General features: G+C 37.7%; 23 protein-coding genes. 12 read left to right on the top strand and 11 right to left on the bottom strand.

What is annotated here, in order from left to right:
- Positions 1-86: 86 nt before the first annotated feature.
- Both trmB and OQX64_RS13630 read left to right on the top strand, forming a co-directional pair.
- Positions 87-737: a tRNA (guanosine(46)-N7)-methyltransferase TrmB gene (gene trmB, locus OQX64_RS13625; protein WP_088299689.1), complete on the top strand. Its 651-nt coding sequence runs from the start codon at positions 87-89 to the stop codon at positions 735-737.
- Positions 737-1,069, top strand: coding sequence for an MGMT family protein (locus OQX64_RS13630; protein WP_265819198.1), 333 nt, complete (start codon positions 737-739; stop codon positions 1,067-1,069). Before trmB ends, OQX64_RS13630 begins: the two co-directional genes overlap by 1 nt.
- Here OQX64_RS13630 and OQX64_RS13635 read toward each other — a convergent pair.
- The gene (locus tag OQX64_RS13635) at positions 1,059-1,418 is read right to left on the bottom strand and encodes a hypothetical protein (RefSeq protein ID WP_265819199.1); all 360 of its coding nucleotides are present in this window, start codon (positions 1,416-1,418) and stop codon (positions 1,059-1,061) included. The two genes, OQX64_RS13630 and OQX64_RS13635, sit on opposite strands and share 11 nt — an antisense overlap.
- Positions 1,419-1,475: 57 nt before the next feature.
- On the opposite strand from OQX64_RS13635, the gene OQX64_RS13640 reads away from it, so the two are divergent.
- The 3 genes from OQX64_RS13640 to OQX64_RS13650 all read left to right on the top strand — a co-directional run bounded on the left by OQX64_RS13640 (position 1,476) and on the right by OQX64_RS13650 (position 3,016).
- Entirely contained in the window at positions 1,476-1,829 is a 354-nt protein-coding gene (locus tag OQX64_RS13640; RefSeq protein ID WP_265819200.1) for a carboxymuconolactone decarboxylase family protein, read from the top strand.
- A gap of 53 nt (positions 1,830-1,882) precedes the next feature.
- Positions 1,883-2,260: a four helix bundle protein gene (locus OQX64_RS13645; protein ID WP_088299693.1), complete on the top strand. Its 378-nt coding sequence runs from the start codon at positions 1,883-1,885 to the stop codon at positions 2,258-2,260.
- 165 nt (positions 2,261-2,425) lie between these two features.
- Complete coding sequence (locus OQX64_RS13650; RefSeq protein ID WP_265819201.1) at positions 2,426-3,016, top strand: DNA-3-methyladenine glycosylase I; 591 nt, start codon at positions 2,426-2,428, stop codon at positions 3,014-3,016.
- A gap of 139 nt (positions 3,017-3,155) precedes the next feature.
- Here OQX64_RS13650 and OQX64_RS13655 read toward each other — a convergent pair whose 3' ends face one another.
- Entirely contained in the window at positions 3,156-3,839 is a 684-nt protein-coding gene (locus tag OQX64_RS13655; RefSeq protein ID WP_265819202.1) for a hypothetical protein, read from the bottom strand.
- Between the two features lie 203 nt (positions 3,840-4,042).
- On the opposite strand from OQX64_RS13655, the gene polA reads away from it, so the two are divergent.
- Both polA and OQX64_RS13665 read left to right on the top strand, forming a co-directional pair.
- Positions 4,043-6,847 (top strand): DNA polymerase I, encoded by a 2,805-nt coding sequence (gene polA / locus OQX64_RS13660; protein WP_265819203.1) that lies wholly within the window; start codon positions 4,043-4,045, stop codon positions 6,845-6,847.
- Positions 6,848-6,935: 88 nt separating this feature from the next.
- A complete protein-coding gene (locus OQX64_RS13665) occupies positions 6,936-7,274 on the top strand; it encodes a hypothetical protein (RefSeq protein WP_088299697.1) in 339 nt (112 codons plus the stop codon).
- A 103-nt stretch (positions 7,275-7,377) separates the two neighbouring features.
- Here the strand turns inward: OQX64_RS13665 and OQX64_RS13670 are convergent, their stop codons facing one another.
- The 5 genes from OQX64_RS13670 to OQX64_RS13690 all read right to left on the bottom strand — a co-directional run bounded on the left by OQX64_RS13670 (position 7,378) and on the right by OQX64_RS13690 (position 11,373).
- Complete coding sequence (locus OQX64_RS13670; RefSeq protein WP_088299698.1) at positions 7,378-8,055, bottom strand: metal-dependent hydrolase; 678 nt, start codon at positions 8,053-8,055, stop codon at positions 7,378-7,380.
- Positions 8,056-8,130: 75 nt separating this feature from the next.
- Positions 8,131-8,436 carry a YbaB/EbfC family nucleoid-associated protein gene (locus OQX64_RS13675; RefSeq protein ID WP_088299699.1) on the bottom strand — a complete coding sequence of 102 codons (306 nt, stop codon included), beginning with the start codon at positions 8,434-8,436 and terminating at the stop codon, positions 8,131-8,133.
- A gap of 98 nt (positions 8,437-8,534) precedes the next feature.
- Complete coding sequence (locus OQX64_RS13680) at positions 8,535-9,518, bottom strand: hypothetical protein (RefSeq protein ID WP_265819205.1); 984 nt, start codon at positions 9,516-9,518, stop codon at positions 8,535-8,537.
- 5 nt (positions 9,519-9,523) lie between these two features.
- A complete protein-coding gene (locus tag OQX64_RS13685; RefSeq protein WP_088299701.1) occupies positions 9,524-10,753 on the bottom strand; it encodes a serine hydrolase domain-containing protein in 1,230 nt (409 codons plus the stop codon).
- A gap of 68 nt (positions 10,754-10,821) precedes the next feature.
- Positions 10,822-11,373: a cupin domain-containing protein gene (locus tag OQX64_RS13690; RefSeq protein ID WP_265819206.1), complete on the bottom strand. Its 552-nt coding sequence runs from the start codon at positions 11,371-11,373 to the stop codon at positions 10,822-10,824.
- Positions 11,374-12,118: 745 nt separating this feature from the next.
- Here OQX64_RS13690 and OQX64_RS13695 point away from each other — a divergent pair.
- The gene (locus OQX64_RS13695; RefSeq protein ID WP_088299703.1) at positions 12,119-12,496 is read left to right on the top strand and encodes a GxxExxY protein; all 378 of its coding nucleotides are present in this window, start codon (positions 12,119-12,121) and stop codon (positions 12,494-12,496) included.
- Positions 12,497-12,661: 165 nt separating this feature from the next.
- On the opposite strand, the gene OQX64_RS13700 is transcribed toward OQX64_RS13695, so the two are convergent.
- Together OQX64_RS13700 and pdhA are read right to left on the bottom strand one after the other, a co-directional pair.
- A complete protein-coding gene (locus tag OQX64_RS13700; protein ID WP_265819207.1) occupies positions 12,662-14,353 on the bottom strand; it encodes a pyruvate dehydrogenase complex dihydrolipoamide acetyltransferase in 1,692 nt (563 codons plus the stop codon).
- A gap of 30 nt (positions 14,354-14,383) precedes the next feature.
- On the bottom strand, positions 14,384-15,379 hold the full coding sequence (gene pdhA / locus OQX64_RS13705; RefSeq protein ID WP_088299705.1) for a pyruvate dehydrogenase (acetyl-transferring) E1 component subunit alpha: 996 nt from the start codon (positions 15,377-15,379) through the stop codon (positions 14,384-14,386).
- A gap of 655 nt (positions 15,380-16,034) precedes the next feature.
- Here pdhA and OQX64_RS13710 point away from each other — a divergent pair.
- From OQX64_RS13710 to OQX64_RS13720, 3 genes are all read left to right on the top strand, one after another.
- The gene (locus tag OQX64_RS13710; protein ID WP_088299706.1) at positions 16,035-16,592 is read left to right on the top strand and encodes a C40 family peptidase; all 558 of its coding nucleotides are present in this window, start codon (positions 16,035-16,037) and stop codon (positions 16,590-16,592) included.
- A gap of 89 nt (positions 16,593-16,681) precedes the next feature.
- Positions 16,682-17,779: a CapA family protein gene (locus tag OQX64_RS13715; protein ID WP_265819209.1), complete on the top strand. Its 1,098-nt coding sequence runs from the start codon at positions 16,682-16,684 to the stop codon at positions 17,777-17,779.
- A gap of 64 nt (positions 17,780-17,843) precedes the next feature.
- A complete protein-coding gene (locus OQX64_RS13720; protein ID WP_088299708.1) occupies positions 17,844-18,032 on the top strand; it encodes a hypothetical protein in 189 nt (62 codons plus the stop codon).
- A 44-nt stretch (positions 18,033-18,076) separates the two neighbouring features.
- On the opposite strand, the gene OQX64_RS13725 is transcribed toward OQX64_RS13720, so the two are convergent.
- A complete protein-coding gene (locus tag OQX64_RS13725) occupies positions 18,077-18,262 on the bottom strand; it encodes a hypothetical protein (protein ID WP_088299709.1) in 186 nt (61 codons plus the stop codon).
- Positions 18,263-18,370: 108 nt separating this feature from the next.
- Positions 18,371-20,413 (bottom strand): M13 family metallopeptidase, encoded by a 2,043-nt coding sequence (locus tag OQX64_RS13730; RefSeq protein WP_265819211.1) that lies wholly within the window; start codon positions 20,411-20,413, stop codon positions 18,371-18,373.
- An 89-nt stretch (positions 20,414-20,502) separates the two neighbouring features.
- Between OQX64_RS13730 and OQX64_RS13735 the strand changes: the two genes are divergently transcribed.
- A complete protein-coding gene (locus tag OQX64_RS13735; RefSeq protein ID WP_265819212.1) occupies positions 20,503-21,435 on the top strand; it encodes an SPFH domain-containing protein in 933 nt (310 codons plus the stop codon).
- Positions 21,436-21,453: the final 18 nt, after the last annotated feature.

Consider the following 21,453-nt stretch of genomic DNA (forward strand, 5'->3'; position numbering starts at 1 on the left):
AATTCCTTGATAAGAATGGCATTAATCTTTCTGTCAAAAGAACTTCGATATTGATTTAATTGTATTTTTGCAGAAAAATTAAACTTTTGGGTAAAGATAAACTTAGGCGTTTTGCGGAGATCGAAACCTTTGCAAACGTATATCAATTAGAAGAAGGCAAAGTATTAAAGGGAAATTGGGCAGCTCATCATTTCAAAAATACCAATCCGGTGGTGCTCGAACTTGCTTGTGGTAAAGGCGAATATTCCGTAAACCTGGCCAGGTTATTCCCGGATAAAAATTTCATCGGTATCGATTATAAAGGTAACCGCATCTGGCGTGGTGCCAAAACCGCTATTGAAGAAAGCATTGATAACGTTGCATTTCTGAGAATACAGATCGAAAATATCCTCGAGTATTTTGCAGAAGGTGAAATTGATGAAATCTGGATTACTTTTCCTGATCCTCAGCCACAGGATAGCCGGGAAAAAAAACGACTCACCTTTCCCGCATTTTTGAACCGATATAAACAGGTGTTGAAACCAGGTGGATGTGTAAACCTGAAAACAGATAACGACCAGCTTTATGCCTACACTGTTGAAAAAACAACAGCGTTAGGTTTGATCGTGCACAAAAATACGGATCATCTGTACACTTCGGAGTTTGCTGATGATGTATTATCGATCAAAACTTATTACGAAAAGAAATACTTATTACACGATAAAAACATCAATTACATCCAATTTTCATTTGAGTAATGAACACCAACTTTTACGAGCAGGTATATGAAATTGTGCGACTGATTCCGAAAGGCAGGGTTACCTCTTATGGTGCCATCGCTAAAAGTTTAGGTGCAGCAAAATCATCGAGAATGGTTGGTCATGCGATGCGTTTTGCAGGTACCGCACACCCGAAAGTACCGGCACATCGTGTGGTAAACAGCAGTGGATTACTGACGGGAAAGTTTCATTTCGGAACACCGGAAATGATGGAAGAATTATTGGCCAAAGAGGGTATCCGGGTAAAAGGTGATAAGGTTTTAAATTTCAAACAGGTTTTCTGGAATCCGCTGGAAGAGATTACAGAATAACCGGCAAGCTTCTTTTATAATCTGTGATGGTAAAAATAATTAAAATCAAAAGACCTAAACAGGCATAAAACATTTCATCTACCACATTACCTTTAAACACAGTAAAGGCCAAAATGATTAAAATGATGCTGACCACAAGTTCAAGTAAACCGTGAAGCTTTAGACTGATGATTTTAAAAATACCACCACTAAAATTGGTACAGATGGTTAAAAGAAATTGGACAATTCCGAGGGTATAAGATAATGTTGAACCGGTTTCAGAAAGACCAAAGAGATCTGGCGAAATCAGGAGCAACATCACCAGCATATAATCTAAAACGGCATGAAACTTAGGGGATATAATTTTCATATTCAATCATTTAATAAACAAACAATCGTCTCTTAAAAAAGATTTAAATTTTACAATATGGGAAAGTTAGTAGAAGAATTTAATGGCTATCGTGAAAAAATGAACGATAGAATCATGGAAACTGCAAATACAAACATCAAGCGTTTTTTTGCTTTAGATACCACTTCATATGCCGATGGTGCCTTAGATGTTAAAACAAAAGAAATGCTTGGTTTAGTTGCTTCAATGGTTTTACGTTGCGATGATTGCATTAAATATCATTTAGGAAAATGTCATGATGCTGGTGTAAACAGTGAAGAAATGAATGAAATTTTTATGATCGCCAACCTGGTTGGTGGAAGCATCGTAATCCCGCATTACAGAAGAGCAGTGGAGTATTGGGATGAGTTACAAAGTAGTTTGGAGTCTTAAGTTTGGAGTTTAGGGTGGCCGTTCAAATTCAGATAATGTAATTATATTTATCTATGGGAACGATTAAAGACTTACTTGCCTATCAAAAAGGCTTCATACTGGCTATGGATATTTTTATAATAACTAAGAAGTTTCCGGCAGATGAACGCTACAGTTTGACTGATCAAATTCGGAGATGCTCCAGAAGCGTTTGTGCCAACCTGGCGGAGGCATACCGAAAACGAAGATATCCAAATCACTTTGTAAGCAAATTATCAGATGCTGATACTGAAAATGGCGAAACACAAACATGGTTGGAGTTTGCTTTAGCTTGTGACTATATCAGTAATGTTGAATTTGAGAAACTAAATAGTCAAGCTGAAGAGGTTGCAAAATTATTAGTTTACATGATGAACAATCCTGAGCGTTTCCTAATTAAAAATACACCATAATCACACTTTAAAAAAAAAGTAACCAACTATAGTTTTGTTCTATCCATATGCTTTTATACTCTATTAAGTATTTCTCATTATTCCTAACAAGCTTAACTCTGAACTAGTTATCGCATAGAATCTAAACTCCAAGCTAGCCATCCCGCAAACTCCAAACTCGCCACCATGCATACTCAAAACGCCAAACTCAAAACTCAAAACTCCCTAATACGCTGCACCTGGGCCGGCACTGATCCGCTATACATCAAATATCATGATGAAGAATGGGGTAAGCCTGTTTATGATGATCAAACTTTATTTGAATTTCTGATCCTGGAGGGCGCGCAGGCCGGCTTAAGCTGGATTACCATTCTTCGCAGAAGGGAAAATTACCGCAAAGCCTTTGCCAATTTTGACGTACAAAAAGTGGCAGCATTTAATGAGCAGGATGTTGAACGCCTCCTGAACGATCAGGGGATCATCAGAAACAAACTGAAGGTAAATGCTGCAATTTTAAACGCCAGACTGTTTATCGAAATTCAAAAAGAATTCGGAAGTTTCTACAATTATATCTGGGCTTATATTCCTGGTCATAAAACCATTGAAAACAATATTCAGAAGATGAGCGATGTACCAGCCAGCACAGAAATCTCCGATCGGATGAGCAAGGATATGAAAAAACGTGGCTTTAAGTTTTTCGGTACCACCATTTGTTATGCTTTTATGCAGGCCACTGGTATGGTAAATGATCATTTAATGAATTGCTGTGCGCGATAATTAATGATTTTCAAACCTTAAAACCTGATAAATTTGTTGTATACTAACGTTGAAACCCCTGGTTATTTCAGCTTTCGTGCTACATCTTTAACCAATAGTTAATCTCGATCTTAAAATCATTCAATCCTGTAAGTCCTCGTTATTTCTTCACCTCATTATAGGCTTTCACCAATTCAATTACATCGCGAATATTATACTCAGCGCTATATTCGACTTTCTCTTTAAAACCCGGAGCATCGCCCAGCTTTTGCAGTAAAATGGTTCGCACAGCAGCACGCTTATCATCATCAGTAATGGCCTTAACCGATAGTTCCTGCAGCGGACCTGAACCTGGTTTTTCAATAAAGTATCTTACTGCAGATGCACCGGCAGGCTTTTCTCGCCTGGCATTACCGCCACCACCTATGCTAATTCCTCCGCCCATGCCCATGCCACCAAAACCTCCGGTTCCTGCCCCAATCCCCACAGACGGACGAAACCTAACTTTTCTATCCTTCGCTGCAGGCACCAGATTGCCCCCACCAAAAGAATATAAATTCACTGCCCCCAACTCCATTACTTTTACAAAGCGGTATTCAAAATTTTTACCGTTAGCAAAACCCTTACTTAGGAAAGCATTGCCGTTCCAGAAAAAATTCTTCACGTCCTTAGCCGGCAGAACAACATCACTTTCATCATTGGCACTGATTAAAACAGAGAAATAATCTGTTCCTTTTATGGTACCACGAATCACATCGTCATTATTTTTTACGATGAAATCCTGGGCGAAAAGATGGGTTATTGAAAATAAGAAAAGAGATACAGCAAATAGAAACTTCATCATATGAATAGCCTTTATACAAATAACGTGAACTCAAACCTAAATCTTATTATTTAAACCATAAAGTTGCATTTTTTTTAATCCTTTGCATTCACTGGATTTTGTTGAAAAAGCATTTTAATGATTTGGCTAACTTTGGTTACTTTTACTCGAATAAGTAAACAATAAACCGGAGTAATCCTTTTTATCTGTGTAATCAATATTTTATGAAAAAACTCTTTCTTCTAGATGGAATGGCATTGATGTATCGGGCGCATTTTGCATTAAGTAAAAATCCCCGATTCACTTCTTCCGGAATTAATACATCTGCTGTTATGGGCTTTACCAATACACTGCTTGATGTTTTAAAGAAAGAAAAGCCAAGCCATATGGCGGTGGTTTTTGATACGGATGCACCAACAGAAAGACATACATCCTTTGAAGCCTATAAAGCACAGCGCCAGGCCATGCCGGAAGATTTAGCGGCAGCCATGCCTTATGTAATCAAACTGATCACCGGCTTTAATATTCCGGTCATTACGTCTGATGGCTATGAAGCGGATGATATTATTGGTACCCTGGCAAAAAAAGCCGAGCAAAAAGGCTATCAGGTTTTCTGCATGACCCCAGATAAAGATTTTGCTCAGCTGGTATCTGAAAATATCTTTATTTATAAACCCGCCCGTATGGGTAACGACATGGAAATTCTGGGCGTTAAAGAGGTACTGGCCAAATGGGAAATTGAGAACGTACTCCAGGTGATTGATATTTTAGGATTATGGGGTGATGCTGTGGATAATATCCCTGGGATTCCGGGAATCGGCGAAAAAACCGCCAAGTCTTTAATCAAGACCTATGGATCTATGGAAAATATCATTGCCCACTCGCACGAGCTTAAAGGTAAGCAACGTGAAAATGTAGAAAACTTTGCTGAACAGGGATTAATTTCAAAAAAGCTGGCCACTATTATTTTAGATGTTCCCGTAGAATTAGATGAGGCCAGTTTAGAAATCTGCGATCCTAGTCGTGATTTGCTCGAACCTCTTTTTACTGAACTTGAATTTAGAACTTTAGGTCGCCGTGTTTTTGGTGATGAATTTTCTGTAACCACTGCCAGGTTTGGAGAAGGCACACAGACAGACTTATTTGGCAATCAATCCGGAGAATCCATCCAATATACCAACACTTTAGAAGAGGAACCTGCAGAGAAGCTGCCAGCCAAAACGATAGAAAACACCGAACATGATTATCAGTTGGTGGATACGGCTGAAAAACGTGCTGATTTAATTAAACTTTTATTAGCAGAGCCTAAAATTTCTTTCGATACCGAAACCACCGGAACGGATGCCAACATTGCCGATCTTGTAGGTTTATCATTCTCTATTAAACCCGGAACCGGATATTATATTCCGCTTTCTGCAGTCAGAGACGAAGCACAGGCCATTGTTGATGAGTTTCGGGTAGTTTTAGAAAATCCGGAAATTGAGAAAATCGGACAAAATACTAAATATGACATTCTGGTTCTGAAATGGTATGGTGTAGAAGTTCAGGGGAAAATTTTTGATACCATGCTGGCCCACTACCTGATTGATCCGGATACGCGACATGGGATGGATATTTTAGCTGAAAATTACCTGAGTTATTCACCCATCTCCATTACCAAGCTGATTGGTCCAAAAGGAAAAAACCAAGGCACGATGCGTGATGTTCCGGTGGAAGACGTTGTAGATTATGCTGCTGAAGATGCTGATGTAACCTTGCAACTGGCTCAAATCTTTGAACCGAAATTGGTAGAGCTCAATGCCGCTAAACTTGCAGAAGAAATAGAAAATCCTTTGGTATATGTTCTTGCTGATATCGAAAAAGAAGGTGTTCGCATTGATATGGACACGCTTAAAGCTTATTCTTCCGAATTGGAAATTGAAATCCGCAAAGCAGAGCAAAGCGTTTATGAAAAAGCGGGCTTAACCTTCAATTTAGCCTCTCCAAAACAATTGGGCGAAGTTTTATTTGATAAACTACAGCTTGATCCTAAAGCTAAGAAAACAAAAACAGGACAGTACCAAACCGGCGAAGATGTACTCATGGCCCTGGCAAATAAGAGCGATATTGTAAAAGACATTTTAGATTTCAGGCAGTTACAAAAACTAAAATCTACTTATGTTGATGCACTACCATTAATGGTCAATCCAAAAACGGGCCGGGTGCATACTTCATACAATCAGGCTGTTGCCGCAACAGGCCGGTTAAGTTCTAACAACCCTAACCTTCAGAACATCCCTATCCGTACGGAAAGAGGAAGAGAGGTACGTAAGGCATTTATTGCCCGGGATGAGAACCATATCTTGCTATCTGCGGATTATTCTCAAATTGAATTGAGGATAATTGCCGAAATCAGTAAAGAAGAAAACATGCTGGATGCTTTTAACAACGGCATTGATATTCATACCGCCACAGCAGCAAAAGTATATGGCGTAAGTATTGAAGATGTAGATAGTACGCAGAGAAGAAATGCAAAGGCGGTTAACTTCGGTATTATTTACGGCCAATCTGCTTTTGGTTTATCGCAAAACCTGGGCATACCGCGTAAAGAGGCTGCTGATATCATTGAACAATATTTCACCCAGTATCCGGGTATTAAGCGATATATGAGCGATACCATGAACTTTGCAAGGGAAAATGGTTTTGTAGAGACGATTATGGGTAGAAGACGCTATTTAAGAGACATTAACTCAGCCAATCAAACAGTACGTGGTTTTGCAGAACGAAATGCTATTAACGCACCTATCCAAGGTTCGGCAGCAGATATGATCAAAATTGCGATGATCAACATTCATCGCGAAATGAAAGCACAAAATCTGCAGTCAACCATGACCATGCAGGTACATGATGAGCTTGTGTTTGATGTAGTTAAATCTGAAAAAGAAGTGATGAAATCCATTATCCAGGATAAGATGGCCAATGCCATTAAGTTAACCGTTCCAATTGTAGTAGAAATTGGTGAAGGAGATAACTGGTTGGCCGCTCATTAAATTAAATAGTCATCTTCATTAAAACTTCATTACGATTAATCAATTTTACATCAACAAATAAACGAGTAAAACAAAAAAATAAAGAATTATGAAAAAGTTATTAAGTTTAATCGCAATCGCAGCATTTGGTTTATCTACAGCATTTGCTCAAACACCTGCAACAACTCCGGCTAAAGCTAAAACTGTTGTTAAAAAAGAAGTGAAAACTACAACAGCTCCTGCAAAAGCAGCTGCAAAACAAGAAACTAAAAAAGTAGAGACAAAAACAACTACGGCAACTTCTAAAGTTAAAGCTGATGGTACTCCGGATAAACGTTTTAAAGAAAATAAAACTAAATCAGTAACTAAAGTTGATGTAAAAACTAAAAAAGACGGTACACCAGATATGCGCTATAAAGCAAATAAAACTGCTGCTAAAAAAAATTAGGTTAGTATGATGATTGAAAAAGGGTTCTGACGAAAGTTAGAACCCTTTTTTTATTATCCTCTTTCTGGTATACTTACCCGTCAGAAATCATATAACAAATCAGCTATAAACTGATGGTTTCACCAATCTTTGGAAGCAATAACGTTTTGTCCTCGCGCTTAAATTTGGCTATCGCATCTTCTTCATTGATACTAATCGGAGGAAAAGTATTATAATGTACACCTATTATCTGATCACAATTGATGTATTTAGCTGCGATAACAGCATCGTCTACATCCATCGTATAATGACCACCGATAGGTAAAATGGCATAATCGAGGTGATGCAGTTCAGCCAGTAACTTCATTTCTGAGGTTAAAGCCGTATCGCCGGCAAAATAAATTTGCTTACCCTCTAGTCCTAGCACAAAACCCGCCGGATTTCCGCCATAGCTTCCATCAGGATTTGAACTGCTGTGAACAGCCCATACGGTACGCAATTTACCAAAAGGCATTGTTTGTGTCCCAAAATTAATGTCGGTAACCTTTTCAACACCTTGTTCCTTTATCCATTTGGCTACCTCTACCACTGCAATAACCTGTGCATCGGTTTGCTTAGCCAATTCGACTAAGTCAGCCACATGGTCACCGTGCCCATGACTAACCAAAATATAATCGGCTTCAATTTTAGAGGTATCAACATCCTTTGCCAGTGGGTTTGATTTAATAAACGGATCAAAGAGGAATTTTTTGCCATCTGCTTCGATTAAAAAGCAAGACTGACCATAATATGTATATTTCATATATCGGAGATTTAGTTATTGTATACTTGGTAATGAACTTATAGCTTCACCACCCAGTTGGGACTTTAAAATTAATTACTGTCCAAACATGCCACCTAAACCACCCAGCATGTCTTGTGCCGAGGCCTGCATTTCTGTAGCACTTACTTCTTCAGCATTCGCCAGGGCTTTATTGATGGCAGTTAACAGCAATTCTTCCAACGCCTCCTTATCTGTATTTTTTAAAAATTCATCATCAATAGCAACACCGGTAATGGCTTTATTGGCTGTTGCTGTAATCTTTATGGCGCCATTTTCGACTTCACCAAATACAGAAATGGTATCTAAACGTTTTTTAATTTCCTCAGCTTTTTGTTGCGCTGCAAATAATTTATCGAACATATTTATTGTTTTTATAGTAAACGAAACTCGGCTGGATTGGTTTTCAAATGAAGCTTGTAAAAGCATTAATTTACACGCTAATACTTTTCTGCTATTTTTTAAATTCTTCCCAGAATAGTATTGAGTTCATCAAGAAAGCGATCAATTTTTTTAGTACCCATAAAACTCTTTAAAGACATTACACGCATTTTATCTTTACCAGGCAGGTAAATTTCGGCATTAACCTCTGTGCCCGAATAAATCAGGTTTGTGGTTTTTCTAACAATCTGAAAACGAATAATATCATCAAAAGCATATTCTTTCACCTTACGTCCGCCAAAAGTAGCATGGATTAATTTTCGCTGGTGTTTATCAAATTTTACACTTGAAAATACCATGTAGAATAACACCAGACCAATTATAAGCGGGAAATAAGTCACCAGGATCCTTTTAAAGGCATTTTCTCCAGCCATAAAATCTGGTTGAAGTAAGATGGCAACCGTAATCCCTATCATAATTAAACCAACAATCACTCCTCCAATTTTCTGCTGCTTTAATTGGTAAATGCCGCCTTCTTCTTTAAAGAATTCAAAGTCATAAATCGCCTGTTTCAGAATCACCGGTGCGTTGGCAAAAACAAGTTCATCAATTTTTGGTAAAACCTCATTCTGATACTGAATCAGGTTAGCATCGGTAACCTTACTATACCCGTTAGATACTGGCAGGCCTTTCCCATGCCTGTTACTTTTTTTAAATAAGCGATAACTGTATCCGCCACCATAAACTTCATATGAGTCAACAGCGGCAATATCATCAAAAGAGATAGAGCCTACTGGTAAAAAACCAATCTTCCGATATAATGTTCTGTCCGTTCCATTAAAGATTAATTTTGATTCTGCCATCCAGACTAAGAGTAACGGAACCATTAACAGTACCCCACAATAAATTATGGTAGTGCTTTGAGAATAGCCGCTCATCTGAGTAGAAAGATAGTAAACAAGCCCTAAAAAGAGAATGAAAAAAACCAATCCAACTATCCGTAAATTACGTTTCGGATAAATGGTGAGCGTATTTGGCTCAATAATCCATTTTGTCTTTGCCATAAAAATTAATCTTCATCGGAGCCTGGTAAGCTCCCGTTTCCATGATAAGCACCTTTACGGATAATTGGCATATTCAAGTGTTTGTATAAATCATCCAGATGCATTAAACTTCCGTTAGTTAAATTTCCCAAAAATATAACGATGATGTTTTTATCTAAATCACGCACATAGATGTGCCTGAAACCATGCCACCATCCGGTATGGTATACCACCTTGTCCATCTTTTCACCATCAAACATTCTCCATCCATAGCCATAGTTAAAGTGGCCATTTACAGGCTTATTACGCCCAACGTATGAAGAATCGCTACTTTTTTTGGTAATTAGTCTTCCGTTTTTAAGATACTTATCAAATAAAACCAAATCATGTAACGTACTGTAAATTCCTTTATCTCCAACTGGGCCATCTAAAAAATTCTGTGCAACAGAGTACTTCCAGGTACGATCATGCCCTACCACGTCAACCGGAATTTTTTCATATTCGGTAGTGCTGTATACATGCGTATGTTTCAAGCCTGCAGGTTTAAAAATATGTTCCATCATGTATTGCGAGTAGCGCTGTCCTGTAACCTTTTCAATGATCGCTCCCAAAACCATAAAATTGGAATTGTTGTAATGGAAACGATTATCTGGTTTGGTATAGGGATTTGGTTTGCGCTCGGCAATTACATTCATCACTTCCTGATTGGTCACGCCCTTTTTCATCGGACGCTTTTCCTTCCTCCAGATATCATCAATGAAATAAACATAATTCATCATGCCGCTACGGTGACTCAGAAGCAATTTTACAGTAATGCCATCATATGGAAAGTTTGGAAAAAACTTCTTTACATTATCATTTAACGACAATTTACCGGCCTCAACCAACTGCATAATGGCAGTTCCGGTAAAGGTTTTGGTAATAGAGGCCAGTTCAAACTCTGAATTGATCTTTAAGCTGTCGCGATGCAGATAATCTGCCCAGCCAATGGCTTTTTCATATAGAATTTTGCCATCCTTCGCAACGAGCATATTTCCATTAAACCCATACTTTTTATGCAGGTTCTGTACAAAATCAGCGATCCACTTATCACCTTTCGCCGGATCGTATGCAATTAAAATACTGTCCGCCTTATCATCTTCTTTTACGCGGATTTTGGCGTCAGCAGCCTTTTTCTCTTCTGATTTTTTGCTGTTGCATGCGGTTAATAAAGTGACAGAGAGGGCTAATACTGAACAGATATATCTAAAATTCATTTATGTAAAAAAAGAGGGATTTAAAACCCGAAAATTAAAGAATTTTAGACGTTTAATCAGAAAGAGTTTTAAACATTTGCGCATTTTTGATGATACCAGCATTCGAACAAATGTCCTTTGCTTCCATAAACCGGATCATTATCCGGATTCTTAACTTTTGCAATCTCTTCATCTGCCTCCGGACGTTCTTCAGGCTTACCATATTTAATATTGTACTCTGCTCCATTTGGATAAGCACCTACTACCGTAAAGTCTTCACTGGCACTTAATTTCATGTGTGCAACACCAGCGGGGATTACTACAACATCGCCTTTATCCAATTCAATACAAACGCCGTGTTCACCACCAAACTGTACTTCGGCTTTGCCACAGAATACCCCCATTACCTCATGCGTATTGCTATGATAATGTGGATAATCAAAAATCCCATCCACCCAGGCATTAGAATATCCATTTTGAGCAAACACTTTTTTAATCACTTCTTCAGTTTCATCAGGATGAATCAGGAAAGCACCCTTATAAATCATTAAAGGTAATTTTTGATTATTGGGGAAATTTCCGTTTTCTGCTATTGTATGTGATACAAGATAAGCTTCCTGTATTAATTTTTCTTTATTCATGATTGTGGTATTTCCATAATTAACAAAGTAATGCAGAAAGGGTTTAGGATTTGTTTTCAAAATTGCCTGCAGGTCATGGAGATCTAAGCAGGTTTAGTTGTTGAATATACTGGATGATACGCATGAAGGCTTATTTCATCGGTGAGATCTGCGCAATCAGTAGGAACGATTAAACGCATTTTTTGTATTCCCGCAGATCAAAGATGATTAACACAGATTTTCAATATAACGCTTTACATCCTCAAAGTCTTATATCTGCGAAATCCCCGCAAATCAGCAGGTACCATTTAAACACCTTTTTTATCCCGCAGATCAAAGATGATTAACGCTGATTTTTAATATAGCGCCTAATACATCCTCAAAGTCCTATATCTGCGAAATCCCCGCATATCAGCGGGAACTATTTAAACACATTTTTTATTCCCGCGGATCAAAGATGATTAACGCAGATTTTCAATATAGCACTTAATATATACTCAAAGTCTTATATCTGCGAGATCTGTGCATATCAGCGGGAACCATTTAAACACCTTTTTTACTCCCGCAGATCAAAGATGATTAACGCTGATTTTTAATATAGCGCTTAAAACATCCTCAAAGTCCTATATCTGCGAGATCTGTGCATATCAGCGGGAACCATTTAAACATATCTTTTTATTCCCGCGGATCAAAGATTTACATAGATTTTAATTAAATTCTTATATTAGACTATTCATCCCATTCTTAACATCAAAATAATTTAACAATGGATGAAAATGATATTTCTTATCTGGTACGTGGTGCTATCTTTAAAACATATCATACACTTGGTCCAGGCTTATTGGAATCTGCCTATGAAGCGATATTAATCTATTTGCTAACTGAAGATGGCTTAAGTGTCAGGAGGCAAGTTCCTTTACCAATCATCTTTAATAAAATAAAACTTAAAACAGGATATAGGGTAGATTTACTTGTCAATAACTTAGTAATCATTGAAATAAAATCTATTGAAATGCTTGCTCCTGTTCATCATAAACAAGTATTAACCTATTTAAAATTATCAGGTATTAAGCTTGGCTTGCTGGTCAATTTCAATACGTCGAATATAGCTGCATCAATCCATCGCAAAGTGAATGGGTTGTAAAAAACTTCTGCGCAGTTAAATTATATGTGTAATGAATATCTAAGGGATGTCTGAAATTGCTGGACATATTGCAAAATTCAAAACCCAAAAAAGCCACTCCTATTCAGGAATGGCTTGATGTATATTTCTCAGTCCGAAAACTTAAACTTGTAATTTGTTAACTGATTAAGCTAATAACCTGATTGGTTCTTCAAGTAATCCTTTCAAGGTTTGCAGGAACTGCGCTCCGGTTGCACCATCAACTACACGGTGATCGCAACCTAAAGTCAACTTCATTACGTTACCTGGAACAACAGCACCATTTTTCACTACAGGAACTTGCTGAATTGCACCCACTGATAAAATTGCACCATCAGGAGAGTTGATAATAGAAGTAAATTCATCAATACCAAACATACCTAAGTTAGATACAGTGAAAGTAGAACCTTCCCAATCTGCTGGTTGTAATTTTTTAGCTTTTGCTTTACCACCGAAGTCTTTCACTTCTGCAGAAATATGTGATAATGATTTCCCATCAGCAAAACGTACTACAGGAACCAATAAACCATCTTCAACAGCCATCGCTACACCAATGTTGGTATGTTCATTGAAACGGATTTTATCTCCACCCCATGATGAGTTAACAGCAGGGTGTTTCTTCAATGCAACTGCAACCGCTTTAATTACGATATCATTGAATGAAACTTTAACTGGGGCAACAGCATTAATTGCCGTACGGGCTGCCATTGCATTATCCATATCAATACTTACGGTTAAGTAAAAATGAGGAGCAGTAAATAAACTTTCAGCTAAACGTTTGGCAATTACTTTACGCATTTGCGAAACCGGCTGTTCAGTGTATTTAACTTCGCCAACATAAGTAGGAATTACCGGAGCGGCGGCCGCTGCTTTCGGTTGTTCGCTGCTTTCTGCTTTTGGCTTCCCGCTTTCAGCTGGTGCTGCTGGCTTATAGTTTTCAATATCTTTTTTAATGATTCGACCACCTTCTGCACTACCAGAAACCTGCGATAAATCAATTCCTTTATCTTTGGCAATTTTCTTAGCCAGAGGCGATGCTTTTACACGACTATCAGAAGAACCTTCTACAACAGGAGTTGAAGTGGCGTCAGCGGCTGTTGTTTGCTTCTCTTCTTTAGGTGCTTCGGTTTTTTCTTCGCTTTCTGCTTTAGGCTTTGCGTTTTGATCTCCACCAGCCAAGATACCACTTACATCGGTTCCTTCAGGACCAACAATAGCTATAATTCCATTTACCTTAGCTGCTGAACCTTTCTCCACACCAATGTGCAATAAAGTACCGGTTGCATAACCCATCACTTCCATAGTTGCCTTATCGGTTTCTACATCAGCTAAAACATCATCGTCCTTAACTTTATCACCAACTTTTTTATGCCATTCAGCAATTACGCCTTCAGTCATGGTATCACTTAGCAAAGGCATCCGAATTACGGTAACACCTTTTTCTGCCAGTTCTTCCTCGCTTAAACCACCACCTTGCGCAGGAGCAGTTTCTTCTTTTTTATCATCAGCCTTAGGCACGTCATCTTTACTTTCAGACTTCGGACTTGCCGATTCCTGACTTCCAGACTGTTCTGCTTCTAAAGCTGCTTTGTAATCTTCACCTTCTTTACCAATAACGGCCATAACAGCATCAACAGGCACAGCGGTTCCTTCTTCTACACCGATGTATAAAAGCGTACCATCCCAGTAAGATTCCATATCCATTGTTGCCTTGTCAGTTTCTACTTCTGCCAAAACATCTCCGCTTTTCACTTTATCGCCCACTTTTTTATGCCACTTCGCCAAAACCCCTTCGGTCATGGTGTCGCTCATTTTGGGCATTTTAATTACCTCAGCCATTATATCTAATTAATTGAAATCTTTAAAATATTAGTCCATTACATAAGGATAGTTTTCTGTCATATACACATCTTTGTATAATTCAGAAACTTCCGGCCACGGAGACTCCTCAGCAAATTTAACTGCCTGGTCTACAGTTGCTTTAACTTTAGCTTCTACTTCTTCAATCCAGGCCTCATCGGCATATTTTTCTTTCAGGATTGTTTCTCTCGCCAATTCAACCGGATCTTTAGCTTTATAATCTTCTAATTCTTCTTTAGTACGATATTTAGCCGGATCAGACATGGAGTGTCCACGGTAACGGTAAGTTCTCATTTCCAGGAAAGTTGGTCCTTCACCTTTACGGGCGCGCTGAATAGCTTCATCCATTGCATTATGAACAGCAACAGGGTCCATACCATCAACAGGTGCGCATGGCATATCAAAACCTAAACCAATTTTATAAATATCAGTCATGTTGGTGGTACGCTGTACCGAAGTACCCATGGCATAACCATTGTTTTCACAAACAAAAATTACCGGTAATTTCCACAACATGGCCATGTTAAATGTTTCGTTTAATGCACCCTGACGTACTGCGCCATCGCCCATATAACAAATATTAACATTATCTGTTCCTTTATATTTTTCTGCAAAAGCAACACCAGCGCCTAATGGAATCTGACCTCCAACAATTGCGTGTCCACCATAAAAATTATGTTCTTTGCTAAACATGTGCATTGAACCACCTTTACCTTTAGAGCAACCTGTAGCCTTACCATACATTTCTGCCATGATGCTGTCGGCACTTACACCTAAAGCTAAAGCATGAGCGTGATCGCGATAAGTAGTAATCATCGAATCACCTTTTTGCATTGCAGATATTGCACCTGCTACAACAGCTTCTTGTCCAATGTATAAATGACAAAAGCCACGTATTTTTTGTTGTCCGTATAACTGGCCAGTTTTCTCTTCGAATTTGCGCATCAGCAACATCGACTCAAACCACTTTAACCAGGTATCTTTATTTATTTCTACTGCACTCATTTTAGGGTATTTGTTTTTTTGCGACAGCAAATCTAATTTTTTTATTATAATTTTTGGCACTTTCTAATGTAAAAACATCATAATATCAGCTATGAAATTACATTTAACTTTTGTTACTTAACCATTTGGCGTTCATATCTCCCTATTCTTCAAAAAAGGCAATTTCACGGATGATTAATTTCACGATTTAACAAATTACTTATTCTAATGATTGTGAAATTTTATTCTGCGAAACATTACCACACCACAATTAACCAATTCCCTTTCCATCAGATCGTATAGGAAATACTTATACAAAAAAATCCGGAAATTAATTTCCACTTTTTAAGGAATTAAAGCTCACAATGGTAAATACAGATTGATTTAACGTTTCAATTGCTCACTTATTAATCATCTTAAATAACTTTGAGCCAGAACAATTAAAATCAATTCGAAGTGGTCTAGTTTTCTTCAAAAATTGTTTTCTATCTTGGGATAATTTTAAATATAAAACACCGTTAACTAACATGTCACAACGTGGAGATGTTAATAACTTTTACTTTTTAACACAAACATTTGGATGACATTTGTATAATTGATACCTTTGACAAATCAACAATAAGCCAAAATGGTTTACGTTACTGTGTAAGTGAATACCCAAACATAACTGTATAACATGATTAAAAAATTTTTGTTTTCATCCATAATTGCTATCTGTACGCTCTCAACTGCATTTGCACAAACAAAAACAAAAGAATCTGGTAAAGACTTAAATGATCCTGACAACTTAGCTTCACAATACTTTTCTCAGGTAATGGGTGTAGCGGTGGATGCAACGTCGAACTTAAAATTATATAAGTTTATTTACGAATGGATCGGAACACCTTACAGTTATGGTGGTTCAAGCAAAAAAGGGATTGATTGCTCTGCTTTTACCAAAGCGATATACGACAAAGTTTTCAACACTACAATCAGAAGAAATTCTCGTGATATCTTCAGTATGGTAGACCCATTATCTAAAGAAGATTTAAAAGAGGGTGACCTCGTTTTCTTCAAGATAAGAAGCAGAAGTATTTCTCATGTTGGTATCTATCTTGGTGATAACAGATTTGCACATGCATCGAGTTCACGTGGTGTAGTGATCAGCAATTTAAATGAGCCCTATTACAGTCGTTATTTTTACAAGGGCGGCCGCGTTTTAGAATCATTTAAAAAAGAATTTACAGTAGAATAAATACGATTGTAGATTTACGATCTTAGATTAAACAGATATAGTCCTCCAGAAGTAATTTTGGAGGATTTTTTTTATCCCATCCATAGCCGATGAAATTCATAAAGACATCTTTTTTAACCCTTTCCGCAATCATTACCATCTTCAGTTGCACCAACAATAGTGCACAGGTAGTGGTATCAACAGCTAAAACAGATACTGTAGTTAAAAAAATAAAAGATACCATTTCCATCACCGCCGTTGGCGATATCATGCTGGGCTCAGCCTTTCCATCCACTTCAAACCTTCCCGCTGATGATGCAGTGAATAGTTTTCAGGCGGTTGATAGCCTATTAAAGGGTGATATTGTCTTTGGTAATCTGGAAGGTTGTTTTTTAAACTCAGGTCATTCTACAAAATGTAATGGCATTAATCCCAATAATTGCTATGCATTCAGAATGCCGGAGCGCTATGCCGGTATCTATAAAAAAGCAGGCTTTAATGTATTAAGCATTGCCAATAACCACGTGGGCGATTTTGATTCGAGAGGAAGAAAAAACACTGCCAGAATTTTAGATTCGTTACAAATTCATTATGCTGGTCAGCTGAACAAACCTTTCGAAATTTTTGAAAAGGATAGCGTGAAATATGCTTTCTGTGCATTTGCGCCAAATGAAAATACCGTTTCTATCAATAAAGTAGCTGATGCCAAAGCTTTGGTTACCCGTCTCAAAACCATGGCAGATATTGTAATTGTATCATTTCATGGTGGTGGCGAAGGCGCCAGGTTTGAACATGTGCCACGTAAAAATGAAATATTTTATAAAGAAAACAGGGGCAATGTTTATGCTTTTGCCCATGCTGTAATAGATGCTGGTGCAGATGTGGTTTTAGGTCACGGCCCACACGTTACCCGAGCCGTAGAAGTTTATAAAAACAAGTTCATTGCTTATAGCCTCGGAAACTTCTGCACTTACGGCATGTTCAGTCTGAAAGGCAATAACGGCATTGCACCATTGCTTCAGTTGAAAGTAAATGCCAAAGGTAATTTCCTTTACGCCGATGTGACATCTATACAACAAGATAAAATTAAACGGTTGACACGGGATGAAAGCCACCGTGCTTTTAAACGCATGAAGGAGTTAACAGATATAGATTTTGCAGGCCATCAGCTCAATTTTGAAAACAACAGGATTACTTTAAAAAATTAACTTCCTGTTACACCAATTCTGATTTATTTCCGAATCTTTGTTACTTACTGAAGTTAAACAGCATATGAAAAAAGGACTAGTTCTTCATTACATCATCGGCATCGCTGCAGCAGTTTTAGTATTGGCCGCAGCTTACTACATCAACCAGAATCCTAAAAACCTGCTATCTGCTGGAATTATTATTTTGGCTGGCTGTCTGGTTGCATTTAGCCAGTATCAGATTATAAAGCATAAAAGAAAAAACAAGCACTAATACCTATTAAAGGTTGTTTATCCAGCGATCTTATAGGAAGAGCATTAACTCTCGTCTTTGGTATTTTTAACAAGCCCAATTCCAGATACGAAGAATATCAATCCGATAATACCGTACACAAATAAGCCACGTGTATTCTGACTGTGGTTGACAAAGCCATATCCGGCATAGATGAGTCCGATAATGCCCAGAACAGTTAATATGGTTCCGAAAGTGCGTTTTATATTCATGATTTTAGATTAATAGTGTAAATACAACAAATACCAACTTTTGTTTTAAAGCGCACAAAAAAAGCCACGTCCTTTTTTAAAACGTGGCTTAAATTTATTTATTCAGCATTACCAAACACCTAGCCTGTTTTCTGGAGCCAGATACATTTTAGCTGTAGTGGGTATATTAAATGCCTTATAAAATGCTTCCATGTTATAGACGGTGCCATTTACCCTAAAAATTTCCGGACTATGTGGATCAGTCTTAATACGAACACGCATTGATTCATCTCTGGTTTTCATTCTCCAAACCTGAGCGAAACTTAAAAAGAATCGTTGATCTGGTGTAAATCCATCGATTTTCTTATCGCTTTTAGCTTGTTCGGTTAATTTAAAGGCATCATACGCAATATTCAAACCACCAATATCAGCCAGATTTTCACCTAAAGTTAATGAACCATTCACATGCTGATTATCCAAAAGTGTAAACTTATTATATAGTGCAACTACTTTATCGGCTTTACTTTTAAATTTCGCGGCATCTTCTTTCGTCCACCATTCTTTTAAATTACCAGCTGCATCATATTGTCTGCCCTGATCATCAAATCCATGTGTCATTTCATGGCCGATAACGGCACCGATAGCGCCATAATTAATGGCATCATCAGCATTGAAAGCAAAAAATGGAAATTGCAGAATGCCGGCTGGAAATACAATTTCATTATAGGCAGGGTTATAGTAGGCATTTACTGTAGGCGGTGTCATAAACCATTCCGTTTTATCAACCGTTTTACCCAGTTTAGCCATCATCTCTTTATAACCGTGCTTTCTTGCCGATTGAAGGTTAGCGAAATATGTACTTCTCGAAATTTCCACATCATCATACTTTTTCCATTGATCAGGATAGCCTATTTTTTTGATAAATGCATTTAACTTCTCGAGGGCTTTCTTTTTAGTTTCGGCAGACATCCAATCTACTTTTTTGATTCGTTCTGCATATACTTTCTGCAGGTTATTCACCAATTCCAACATACGTTTTTTAGCTTCAGGCTTAAAATATTGTTCGGCATAAAGCTGTCCCAGTAAGTCGCCCAAATTACTATCCGTATTGTTAACCATTGTTTTCCATCTTTCAGTTTGTGCAAGCTGGCCATACAAGGTTTTACTAAAGAATTCAAATTTTGCCGTTCTAAAGGCTTTAGTAAGTGCATTTGCAGCATTATTCAGTGCATCAAACTTTAGTTTTTCCTTCCAGGTTTCAATGGGCTGGCTTTTTATCAGGGCAGATAATGCCTGGTAATATTTTGGCTGTCTGACAATAATGCTATCCGTTGATGCGCCAAGATTTTTCAGTACCGTATTAAAATTGATATTTGGAATTTGTTTCTGGAAATCTGCAACCGCCAGCTTGTTATAATTTTTCTGAGGATCACGCAATTCAACCGGAGTTGAATGTGATTTTGCCAACATGGTTTCCAGCTTTAAAATATGGTCGGCATAGGAGGAGGCATGAGCAGAATCTCCGGCAAGGTTAAATATTTTGGTGATGTATTTCAAATATTCTGTCCTGATTTTTTTTGCCTTATCATCCTGATCGAGATAATAACTACGTTCTGGTAAATTTATCCCTGTCTGGGTAAAGATAAGCACGTTTTTTGAACTCATTTTATCATCCGGATCAACACCAAAACCGAATAAGTCTCCATTGCCATTTTTAAAACCTTCAGATACAAAATTAATGAGATCCTCATCGTTTTTAATACCGTCTATTTTCTCCAACAGTGGCTTTACGGGCATTACCCCAAGCTTTTCGATGGTTAAAGAATCCATTCCGCTGGCATAAAAATCGCCAACCTTTTGTTCATTACTACCCTTTGCTACTTTGCTTTTAGCCGCGTTTTCCAGAATGACCTTTAAATTTTTAAGGTTATCATTATATAAGGTATAGAAAGAACCCCATCCGGTTTCTGTTTGTGGGATTTGTGCGTTTTTCATCCATTTTCCATTGGCATAAAGGAAAAAGTTATCGCCGGGTTTTACTGTCGAATCCATTCCGGCAGTATCAAAAAAAACAGTCCGCTGATCTGTTTCTGTAGCTTGATGATTTTTATCATTCTGACAGGCTGCGAATAACATTATTACCGCCGCAGAGAGAAATAAATTCTTTTTCATGTAGTATAATCTAGTTAGGAAAAAATAAAGCTACAAAAAGCATTATGTAGTTTGTATGATTTTTTTTTAACTTCAAAAAAAATCTAATTATGCAGTACACTATTTACATTCTCATTTTCCTGGCGATTATTATTTTGCTAAGCTCATTTGTTACTGTTAAACAAGGAACCATAGCAGTAGTAACGGTTTTCGGAAAATACCGTAGACAACTCAGGCCAGGATTAAACTTCAAAATCCCACTAATAGAGCAAATTTATTCCAGAATTTCAATTCAAAATCGCTCTGTTGAGTTGTCATTTCAGGCAGTTACCCAGGATCAGGCCAATGTTTATTTTAAAGCAATGCTTTTATATTCTGTTGTTAACCAGGATGAAGAAACCATCAAAAACGTAGCCTTTAAGTTTGTAGATGCAACCAATTTAATGCAGGCACTGATCAGAACAATAGAAGGTTCCATCCGTGCTTATGTGGCTACCCAGAAACAGGCCAATGTTCTGGCGCAACGTAACGAAATCGTTTTGCATGTTAAAGAGCAGATAGACCAGGTTTTAGATGGATGGGGTTATCATTTACAAGATCTTCAATTAAATGACATTACATTCGATGAAGAAATTATGCGCTCCATGAGCCGTGTAGTTGCTTCCAATAATTTAAAGGCAGCTGCAGAAAATGAAGGTCAGGCCTTATTAATTACCAAAACCAAAGGTGCCGAAGCAGATGGTAACGCCATTAAAATTGCAGCGACTGCCGAGCGGGAAGCTGCACAACTCCGTGGACAAGGTATTGCTTTGTTCAGAGAAGAGGTAGCAAAGGGTATGACTAATGCCGCGCATGAAATGCAACAGGCAAATTTAGATACTTCAGTTATTTTATTTACCATGTGGACGGAAGCGATTAAACAATTTGCCGAATATGGTGAAGGTAATATCATTTTCCTGGATGGCAGTACAGAAGGCATGAATAAAACCATGAAAGAAATGATGGCCATGCAGTTAAGTCAAAATGCTCCAAAGAAAGACTAATATATTCTGCTATATATA

The sequence above is a fragment of the Pedobacter sp. GR22-10 genome, assembly GCF_026239715.1.
Taxonomy (GTDB): Bacteria; Bacteroidota; Bacteroidia; order Sphingobacteriales; family Sphingobacteriaceae; genus Pedobacter.

Excerpts from the sequence above, each read along its gene's own strand:
- OQX64_RS13630 (WP_265819198.1), top strand. The coding sequence starts at position 737 with ATGAACACCAACTTTTACGAGCAGGTATATGAAATTGTGCGACTGATT.
- OQX64_RS13635 (WP_265819199.1), bottom strand. The coding sequence starts at position 1,418 with ATGAAAATTATATCCCCTAAGTTTCATGCCGTTTTAGATTATATGCTG.
- OQX64_RS13640 (WP_265819200.1), top strand. The coding sequence starts at position 1,476 with ATGGGAAAGTTAGTAGAAGAATTTAATGGCTATCGTGAAAAAATGAAC.
- OQX64_RS13645 (WP_088299693.1), top strand. The coding sequence starts at position 1,883 with ATGGGAACGATTAAAGACTTACTTGCCTATCAAAAAGGCTTCATACTG.
- OQX64_RS13650 (WP_265819201.1), top strand. The coding sequence starts at position 2,426 with ATGCATACTCAAAACGCCAAACTCAAAACTCAAAACTCCCTAATACGC.
- OQX64_RS13655 (WP_265819202.1), bottom strand. The coding sequence starts at position 3,839 with ATGATGAAGTTTCTATTTGCTGTATCTCTTTTCTTATTTTCAATAACC.
- polA (WP_265819203.1), top strand. The coding sequence starts at position 4,043 with ATGAAAAAACTCTTTCTTCTAGATGGAATGGCATTGATGTATCGGGCG.
- OQX64_RS13665 (WP_088299697.1), top strand. The coding sequence starts at position 6,936 with ATGAAAAAGTTATTAAGTTTAATCGCAATCGCAGCATTTGGTTTATCT.
- OQX64_RS13670 (WP_088299698.1), bottom strand. The coding sequence starts at position 8,055 with ATGAAATATACATATTATGGTCAGTCTTGCTTTTTAATCGAAGCAGAT.
- OQX64_RS13675 (WP_088299699.1), bottom strand. The coding sequence starts at position 8,436 with ATGTTCGATAAATTATTTGCAGCGCAACAAAAAGCTGAGGAAATTAAA.
- OQX64_RS13680 (WP_265819205.1), bottom strand. The coding sequence starts at position 9,518 with ATGGCAAAGACAAAATGGATTATTGAGCCAAATACGCTCACCATTTAT.
- OQX64_RS13685 (WP_088299701.1), bottom strand. The coding sequence starts at position 10,753 with ATGAATTTTAGATATATCTGTTCAGTATTAGCCCTCTCTGTCACTTTA.
- OQX64_RS13690 (WP_265819206.1), bottom strand. The coding sequence starts at position 11,373 with ATGAATAAAGAAAAATTAATACAGGAAGCTTATCTTGTATCACATACA.
- OQX64_RS13695 (WP_088299703.1), top strand. The coding sequence starts at position 12,119 with ATGGATGAAAATGATATTTCTTATCTGGTACGTGGTGCTATCTTTAAA.
- OQX64_RS13700 (WP_265819207.1), bottom strand. The coding sequence starts at position 14,353 with ATGGCTGAGGTAATTAAAATGCCCAAAATGAGCGACACCATGACCGAA.
- pdhA (WP_088299705.1), bottom strand. The coding sequence starts at position 15,379 with ATGAGTGCAGTAGAAATAAATAAAGATACCTGGTTAAAGTGGTTTGAG.
- OQX64_RS13710 (WP_088299706.1), top strand. The coding sequence starts at position 16,035 with ATGATTAAAAAATTTTTGTTTTCATCCATAATTGCTATCTGTACGCTC.
- OQX64_RS13715 (WP_265819209.1), top strand. The coding sequence starts at position 16,682 with ATGAAATTCATAAAGACATCTTTTTTAACCCTTTCCGCAATCATTACC.
- OQX64_RS13720 (WP_088299708.1), top strand. The coding sequence starts at position 17,844 with ATGAAAAAAGGACTAGTTCTTCATTACATCATCGGCATCGCTGCAGCA.
- OQX64_RS13725 (WP_088299709.1), bottom strand. The coding sequence starts at position 18,262 with ATGAATATAAAACGCACTTTCGGAACCATATTAACTGTTCTGGGCATT.
- OQX64_RS13730 (WP_265819211.1), bottom strand. The coding sequence starts at position 20,413 with ATGAAAAAGAATTTATTTCTCTCTGCGGCGGTAATAATGTTATTCGCA.
- OQX64_RS13735 (WP_265819212.1), top strand. The coding sequence starts at position 20,503 with ATGCAGTACACTATTTACATTCTCATTTTCCTGGCGATTATTATTTTG.